The organism is Sedimentibacter sp. B4 (assembly GCF_000309315.1).
GTDB classification, from domain to species: domain Bacteria; phylum Bacillota; class Clostridia; order Tissierellales; family Sedimentibacteraceae; genus Sedimentibacter; species Sedimentibacter saalensis.
This window is the reverse complement of record NZ_CANG01000491.1, coordinates 1-212: the sequence shown is the minus strand read 5'-3', so window position 1 is coordinate 212 and position 212 is coordinate 1. Positions and strand designations below refer to the sequence as shown.

Annotated in this window: 1 protein-coding gene; it reads right to left on the bottom strand. The window is 72.6% G+C overall.

Going from position 1 to position 212, the window contains the following annotated elements; genetic code table 11:
* Positions 1-212: hypothetical protein (locus BN358_RS26560; protein WP_198018440.1), on the bottom strand; the 212-nt coding region annotated here is incomplete at both ends.

The following is a 212-nucleotide window of genomic DNA, read 5'->3' as shown; positions in this document are numbered from 1 at the left end:
GGTGAACCCGACCACCAGGACGTCGGGCTCGAGCAGTCCGCGGAAGTCCGGGTCGATCGCGGGCTCGACCATGTGCCGGGTGCCGTCGCCCGCCACCGTGTGGCCGGCCTGGACGATGACCGACGGGTAGCGGTGGATCAGCTCGCCCTTGATCACCAGCACGAGCGGGTCGTCCCCTGCCGTCCCGGACGCGGTCTGCAGGCCGGCCAGGG